Source organism: Aeromonas sp. 600282, from assembly GCF_049175755.1.
GTDB lineage: Bacteria > Pseudomonadota > Gammaproteobacteria > Enterobacterales > Aeromonadaceae > Aeromonas > Aeromonas veronii_A.
On sequence record NZ_JAAKVR010000035.1, the window covers coordinates 1 to 5,921 of the forward strand.

12 protein-coding genes are annotated in these 5,921 nt (G+C 55.6%); all 12 read right to left on the reverse strand.

Annotated features, from left to right (window positions below; genetic code table 11):
- Window positions 1-908 (reverse strand): hypothetical protein (locus G5137_RS20530; protein WP_421255903.1); only part of this gene is annotated, 908 nt, incomplete at its 3' end.
- Window positions 909-976: 68 nt separating this feature from the next.
- Window positions 977-1,753, reverse strand: coding sequence for a hypothetical protein (locus tag G5137_RS20535; protein ID WP_421255904.1), 777 nt, complete (start codon window positions 1,751-1,753; stop codon window positions 977-979).
- A 54-nt stretch (window positions 1,754-1,807) separates the two neighbouring features.
- On the reverse strand, window positions 1,808-2,275 hold the full coding sequence (locus tag G5137_RS20540) for a phage virion morphogenesis protein (RefSeq protein WP_421255905.1): 468 nt from the start codon (window positions 2,273-2,275) through the stop codon (window positions 1,808-1,810).
- A complete protein-coding gene (locus G5137_RS20545; RefSeq protein WP_421255906.1) occupies window positions 2,257-2,727 on the reverse strand; it encodes a phage tail protein in 471 nt (156 codons plus the stop codon). The genes G5137_RS20540 and G5137_RS20545 overlap by 19 nt, the downstream gene beginning before the upstream one ends.
- Entirely contained in the window at window positions 2,702-2,950 is a 249-nt protein-coding gene (gene lysC / locus G5137_RS20550) for an Rz1-like lysis system protein LysC (RefSeq protein WP_421255910.1), read from the reverse strand. Before lysC ends, G5137_RS20545 begins: the two co-directional genes overlap by 26 nt.
- Window positions 2,835-3,308, reverse strand: a complete 474-nt coding sequence (gene lysB / locus G5137_RS20555; protein WP_421255907.1) for an Rz-like lysis system protein LysB — start codon at window positions 3,306-3,308, stop codon at window positions 2,835-2,837. The genes lysC and lysB overlap by 116 nt, the downstream gene beginning before the upstream one ends.
- Window positions 3,298-4,119 carry an N-acetylmuramidase domain-containing protein gene (locus G5137_RS20560; protein ID WP_421255908.1) on the reverse strand — a complete coding sequence of 274 codons (822 nt, stop codon included), beginning with the start codon at window positions 4,117-4,119 and terminating at the stop codon, window positions 3,298-3,300. The genes lysB and G5137_RS20560 overlap by 11 nt, the downstream gene beginning before the upstream one ends.
- Window positions 4,116-4,457, reverse strand: a complete 342-nt coding sequence (locus G5137_RS20565) for a phage holin family protein (protein ID WP_013723873.1) — start codon at window positions 4,455-4,457, stop codon at window positions 4,116-4,118. Before G5137_RS20565 ends, G5137_RS20560 begins: the two co-directional genes overlap by 4 nt.
- Window positions 4,454-4,825, reverse strand: coding sequence for a putative holin (locus tag G5137_RS20570; protein ID WP_005352066.1), 372 nt, complete (start codon window positions 4,823-4,825; stop codon window positions 4,454-4,456). Before G5137_RS20570 ends, G5137_RS20565 begins: the two co-directional genes overlap by 4 nt.
- A 9-nt stretch (window positions 4,826-4,834) precedes the next feature.
- The gene (locus G5137_RS20575) at window positions 4,835-5,065 is read right to left on the reverse strand and encodes a TraR/DksA C4-type zinc finger protein (protein ID WP_019445413.1); all 231 of its coding nucleotides are present in this window, start codon (window positions 5,063-5,065) and stop codon (window positions 4,835-4,837) included.
- A 28-nt stretch (window positions 5,066-5,093) separates the two neighbouring features.
- Complete coding sequence (locus tag G5137_RS20580; RefSeq protein WP_005352059.1) at window positions 5,094-5,297, reverse strand: tail protein X; 204 nt, start codon at window positions 5,295-5,297, stop codon at window positions 5,094-5,096.
- The gene (locus G5137_RS20585) at window positions 5,297-5,773 is read right to left on the reverse strand and encodes a head completion/stabilization protein (RefSeq protein WP_421255909.1); all 477 of its coding nucleotides are present in this window, start codon (window positions 5,771-5,773) and stop codon (window positions 5,297-5,299) included. The genes G5137_RS20580 and G5137_RS20585 overlap by 1 nt, the downstream gene beginning before the upstream one ends.
- Window positions 5,774-5,921: the final 148 nt, after the last annotated feature.

Below are 5,921 nucleotides of genomic sequence, written 5' to 3' on the forward strand. Positions count from 1 at the left end.
GTTTGAGCTGTTTGAGCTGTTTGAGCTGTTTGAGCTGTTTGAGCTGTTTGAGCTGTTTGAGCTGTTTGAGCTGTTTGAGCTGTTTGGTTTGCTGAAGGCTTTCCATCCTTAATGATGCTGGGTTGTTTGTGGCTTTCAGGCACACTTGTAACAGTCAAACTAGGAAAATACATAGTGGTTATTTTTACTCCAAATGGGAGTGTAATAATTATAGCTAAAAGGAACATCAAACCAATAAGTCTGTTTTTCTCTAGCACTTTCTTTTGGTGGAGTTGGTCAAACCCTTGGTGAAGACCCACAAAGTTGAAGGCGTCAGTGTAGCCTTCTATTGATAATCTTAGATTCTCTGCCTTCTTAATTCTTTCATCCAAGACATCATTCCATTCTTGAGTTAAAGATTTAGCTTTGGTAATAGTATCCGTTATACCCTTAAGGTCCTTAACTTCAGGGCTGGCCATTAACTTTCTGAATAAATATGTCGAAAGGTCTCTAGTTATAAAGTTAATGGATTCTTGTGCCCGTATACTAAAATTATTGATTTCCCGCTTAGGGAATACAATGACCTCTTCATAATCAGATGAGATATCAATACCACTTGATAGAAAACCTTCGTAGAAAAGTCGAAAGGCAGATGTATAGAGCAATTCTGTCTTGCTATCATTCTCTAAGTCGCCATTACGAAGTTTATGCAAGCGATTAATAAAGCTTTCACCTATATCAGATATGCCAATTGAGCAATTTTGATCCCAAAAATTTGGCTCTGTAACAAATGCATTTAACATTAGGCTTATATGATAAAGCATACTCCTCTCAAATTCTGATACTTTCTCATTCTGAGAGTTTCTCTTGCAAAACTCAAATGTATCATAAACTATGCTGCGTATTTCTTTTTTTTGAAAAAATTCCATAAAACACTCTTTGATATTACTTTGTAATCACATGGGTAAAATAGTAATGTGGCTTAACTAGGCAACTTTTATTTATCCATCCACTGTATAACCTCGATCTGATCATGTCTGACCAATTTTGTTTCTCCACCTTTGATTCGATAGGCACAATAGGTAGAATTACAAATCAAACGGACGTGAGGCATATCCCCTAATAGGGGAGATATCGCTTTGCTGTGCTCAGATGTTAATTTTCCACTCTCGATTTGTTGAATTTTATCTAATGCGACATCTTTCCCTGTGTTGAAGCTGAAAGTGGCGAGCAGAAAAACTCCTATGGGCATCAGCACTAAGATGGCAAAACGATCGTAAAAAATTTTCATCCATATGAGGAGAAGGTAAAGCCTAGGGGCTGGCAAATGTGCTCTTCTACGGAGAAAACGCTTCACTTTGGGATATTGCAACAAAGATATGCGATGGCATAACCACGCCCATCTAAGTCTTAAACGGATGCAAAAGAACAACATTACAATAATGAGTAACACGCAAATAAATATGCCTAAAATATACCATAAATAGGTCTCGATAGCATCTGAAAGCAGCAAGAATCCCATAGATAAGATGATGTCTGAAGGCCATGGGAACTCGACAATATCCAGCCCATAAACGAAACATTCACCATAGTGATATGCCATTCCAGATAGATAAAGCCCAGCGGTGATAAGAGGAATTGCAGCAATAAAAGAGGTCATGAAATGGACTATCTTGGCCTGAGGCTCTTCAGGTAGTGATGACTTTCGTGCGAGCTTCAGATGCTGCCTTAACCAGTGCCAACGTATCCAGTTGATCTCTTTTTTCTTTTTCATGTATCCCTACGTTAGAACAATCAAGCTTCAAACTTGTCCGCTATTGTACCGATACTATTGCGAATGAAAACTTGGGAGCATGAACTCCAGCAGAATCTCTTCCATCTTTTCTAGCTCTTTGGTTTCCAGCCCCAGCAGTTCCCGCGCGGGATAGCTGATCTCGCGGCCCTTGATGCGGTCTTTGAGACCGTACTGGTGAATGGTGGCGAGGCGATTGGCCGAGCCGACAAACTCGACCACGGCTTGATGTTCTGTGCTGGTTGCCTTGAGCCAGCGGGGGCTGACCAGATGCTGAAACATCTTGCGGCGGGTGGTGCCGCGCATTTTCGCCAGCTTCTTTAGCGGCTTGCGCGGGGTCATGGGGCTACCATCCGGCTGGATGTTGGCCCTGATCCGTTTGCTCTGACTGGCGCGCAGGTTGCGGGCCATGTTCCCCATCAGTTGGCGGCGGGCGGCCGGTGTCATGCTGGCCAGCAGAGTATCAGCCCAGCTAATCAGCCGGTTCAGGTCGTCGGTGGCCATGGTTGTGGTTCCCCGTTGATAAAGAGCTCCCAGGTGATGCCGTCATAAGGGTCTTCCGGCGGTTCTGGCAGATGTTCCCAGCCAATCCCCTGTTCGTTCTGCCATACCTTGACCCGCTCGGTCAGCTTGACGGTGATGATGAGATCCATCAGGTCGTTGGCGAGGTATTCGGCCTCGAAGGTGATGCCATCTTTGCGCAGCTCGTCGTTGGTCATCAGCTCGGGTTGGTGTTGGCGCAGCCAGGCCAGCAGCGGCACCATGATCTGATCCGGGTGGCCGGCAAAGTCTTCAATGCCGATGGTTATGGGGTATTGCCACTCGAACGAGAGGGAGCGGGCGCCGGTGCTTTCGATATTGCCCGGGGCGATAAAGATGTGCAGCTTATCCGGGTTGGTCTTGAGGTGCGGTACGCAGCGGGTCAGCACCTCACGGATTTGTTTTGGCTTTTCCATCTTCCCTTCCTTGTTGTCGTGTCTGGCAGGTGATGAGGCTATCGACCTTGGCGGCGCAACTGGCCCAGGCGGCCTCGGTCTGGCTCAGCTGGTCGAGCAAGTCGCCGTTATTGCGTGGCGCCGCCGGCGGCAGTTGGCAGGGGCTCGGGGCCGGACAAGTGAGCCTGATAATCTGCGGCGCCGGTGAGGGCGGGGCGCTGGAGCAGCCTGATAACAGGATCAGGCAGAGGGCGATCAGCCCAAGCTCTGAGTTCGGCATTTTCACGTTTAAGCCTCTTGATGGTGTCGGCGCGGGTAGCGGCGGCCTGCGCCAGCTGGTCGAGCTGGCCCTGCAGCTGCTGCGCCGCTTGTGCCTGGGTGGTCAGTTCCCGGGTTAGGGTGGCGATGGCGGTCTCTTTAAGCTGTTCGCGCCGCTCGGCCTCTCTGGTTTTCTCATCGGCTGCCTTGAGGCTGGTTTGCAGGATGGTGACGTCCCCTTTGGCCTTGGCAGCCGAGCGGGCTGACCAGCCCCAGCCTCCAAGGGCGACAGCCAACACCAGCAGCAACCAGCTGAGGGGCGAGCCCAGCAGTTCACGCCACATTGGCTACCTCCTGCAGCTGATAGACCTTGGTGAAGTGCGCAAACCACTTGGCCAGCTTGGTGTCGTAGTCGTTCTCTTTAAACGCCGGGCCGTTGTAGCGGCGGGCGAAATCCGCCCACTTTCGCCCCTGCAGCGCTTTGTGCATGGCGGGGTCTTGCTGGATAAAGCGGCACAGGGCGGTGAGGTGTTCGACCTCGCTACGCTTCATAGCGTTCTGCCAGTCGCTGGCAGAGGCAAAGCCCAGCGGCTGCCAGTGGTAACCCATGATCTGGAACATGCCCCAGCTGGCCGACTCGATGGCCGCATCCCGATGCAGGCTGATGGCCAGTTGCAGCCGCTCCCACTCGGCTGCGCCGCCCGCATAGCCGCCACGCTTGGGGTTGACCAGGTTGGGGTAATGGGCGGCCAGCTGGTCGGCAGCCGCCTTGCCCAGATGTTTGGTGAGCTGCTGGTAGAACACATGCCGCTCGAACAGCACCACCGGGCGCATGGCTTGGGTGAAGCCTTCACCGATGCTCTCGACCTGGGCAACGGTGGCCATGGTGGCCAGCGGTACCGCCAGCAGATCGGCGCCGGCCTGCATGTGGTTGATGGTCAGCTGGTTGCCGCGCTCACTGCCGAGCAGGGCGGCCAGGGTGCGCGGGCCCGCCTGACCGATGGCGGCAATCATGTAATCCCGCTGGAAGGCTACCAGCGCATTTTCGGTTGCCTCACCAAACCAGCCATCGACTGCCACCGGATAACCGGCGGCGGTGAGGCGGCGTTGCAGGTCGGCCACGGTGGTGCCGGTATCCCCTTTTTTCAGGCTCATGGTTGGTACCTCCGGTAAATATCCCGGGCATGGTCGGTGCTGGAGGGTTTGCCCCGGGGCAGCAGGTGGTGCACCGAGCCGCGGGTGTTGAGCACGGCGCACAGCAGGAAGAGGGCGAGCCCGAAGGCGGCCGGGTCTGGCACAGGAATGCCGCCGAACAGAAAGCGCAGTGGAATGGAGCCTGACAGCACGCAGAGCAGCCATGCCATCCAGGCTGGCAGGGCGCGATATTCGCCCCCTTTGCGGTCAAACAGCATGACCCGCAGGAAGATGGCGGCGCAGATCAGGGCGTAAAGGGCGGTGTAGATAAACACACCGGTCGGAGTAGTCGGGATCATGGTTGCCCCCTTTTGTTAAACAAGGCTTCAAGTAGCCGATCCTGATTGCGCATGATGAGCTGCAGCAGGCGCACCATCATGGCGGAGGCGATCAGCGAGCCGATCGCATTGCTGACCTGGACGCTGGCGGGCAGCAGTACCTCCAGCAGTTGGCAGGTAAAGCCAGCCAGCAGCAGGCCGCTGACAAACGAGGCGACAAACAGGGCAATCCGGCGCAGGCGCCCCTGCTCTTCGGCGGCCGAGATAAACAGCACTGCGCCGGTCAGTGCGCCGAGCACGACGGAGGGATCCACCCCGGGCAGGGTGAACAGCAAGGCCAGACCGGTAAGGGTGCTGGTTGCGGCGCTGGAGGAAATCGGTTCTGGCATCGTGCTCTCCTATCGTTTGCTGCCGCAGTGGCGGGCGAGTTGGAATTCGTGAATGGTCTGGCAGTCGGCGCAGCGCTCGCAGCCCCGTATCGCCTCGCGGCGCTCTTGCGGGATCGGGTCGTCGCAGTCGATGCAGTAGTGGGGGCCAGTGCCCGCAATGCGGGCGGCATGGATGCGGGCAGCGAGTTGTTGCTCGCTGATGTTGGCCAGTCGTTCGAGTTCGTCGTCGAGGCGGCTCATGTCGGTGTTCTCTTTTCTCGCATGACAGTCAGTCCCATAGCTGGATCAGTGGCTGTTCGGCCTGCGTGGGGGCCGCTGGCATGTTGATGAGGGTGCCGGTTGGCAGGATGGGGCCGAGTGCTGCCAGCCCGGGGTTAAGGTTGAGCACCTGCTCGGTGATGCCTGCGGTGTAGCCGTAGTGACGAAACAGGATGAGATCGAGGGTGTCGCCCTGTAGGCTGCGCAGTTGCATCAGATGAGCTCCACCGTGGTGTGGGTGGTGCCGATGATGTCGCGGATGGCAAAGCGGGCGTCGCGGTAGAGGTCATCCGAACTTATCTCTTTGGCATCGGCCCCTTTGATGCCGTCACCGGTGGCGCTGTAGTCGGTGTAGCGTTCCAGCAGGTTGGCGCGGGTCATGGCGTAGACGGCGCGCCGGTAGCTGTGCAGGTATGTCGATTCGCCATTGATGGGCTCGGCGGGGACTGCGGCCAGGGTGGCGTGACCTTCGCTTTCTCTGGCGCTGCGCCACTGGGCCAGATCCCGGTTGACGCTGGTGATGGCGTCGATCACCTCATGAGTGAGGCGGGCGGTGGTGACGGTGCCATCGAGCCGGACGGTGTCGCGCAGCGCGCAGAGCGAGATGGCCGGCCAGAAGGGGGCGCTGGTGATGTCACCCTCTTCAGTGGCGGCCGGGGTCGGGTTGGTGGCTAAAAATCCGGTGCTCATGGTGCTCCTGATGTGAGGTGGCGCCGCATGTTGGGCGGTGGTCGGGCCGTCTGGTATGCCGCTGGCATTCATCAGGCCCGAGCCGCCCAGGGTGCGGGGTTCGCTCGGTTAGCTGGCCTCGCCGGGGGCGGAGTCAGGCTGTTCGGGG

Excerpts from the sequence above, each read along its gene's own strand:
- G5137_RS20565 (WP_013723873.1), bottom strand. The coding sequence starts at position 4,457 with ATGATCCCGACTACTCCGACCGGTGTGTTTATCTACACCGCCCTTTAC.
- G5137_RS20575 (WP_019445413.1), bottom strand. The coding sequence starts at position 5,065 with ATGAGCCGCCTCGACGACGAACTCGAACGACTGGCCAACATCAGCGAG.
- G5137_RS20545 (WP_421255906.1), bottom strand. The coding sequence starts at position 2,727 with ATGGAAAAGCCAAAACAAATCCGTGAGGTGCTGACCCGCTGCGTACCG.
- G5137_RS20580 (WP_005352059.1), bottom strand. The coding sequence starts at position 5,297 with ATGCAACTGCGCAGCCTACAGGGCGACACCCTCGATCTCATCCTGTTT.
- G5137_RS20540 (WP_421255905.1), bottom strand. The coding sequence starts at position 2,275 with ATGGCCACCGACGACCTGAACCGGCTGATTAGCTGGGCTGATACTCTG.
- G5137_RS20585 (WP_421255909.1), bottom strand. The coding sequence starts at position 5,773 with ATGAGCACCGGATTTTTAGCCACCAACCCGACCCCGGCCGCCACTGAA.
- lysB (WP_421255907.1), bottom strand. The coding sequence starts at position 3,308 with ATGTGGCGTGAACTGCTGGGCTCGCCCCTCAGCTGGTTGCTGCTGGTG.
- G5137_RS20560 (WP_421255908.1), bottom strand. The coding sequence starts at position 4,119 with ATGAGCCTGAAAAAAGGGGATACCGGCACCACCGTGGCCGACCTGCAA.
- G5137_RS20535 (WP_421255904.1), bottom strand. The coding sequence starts at position 1,753 with ATGAAAAAGAAAAAAGAGATCAACTGGATACGTTGGCACTGGTTAAGG.
- G5137_RS20570 (WP_005352066.1), bottom strand. The coding sequence starts at position 4,825 with ATGCCAGAACCGATTTCCTCCAGCGCCGCAACCAGCACCCTTACCGGT.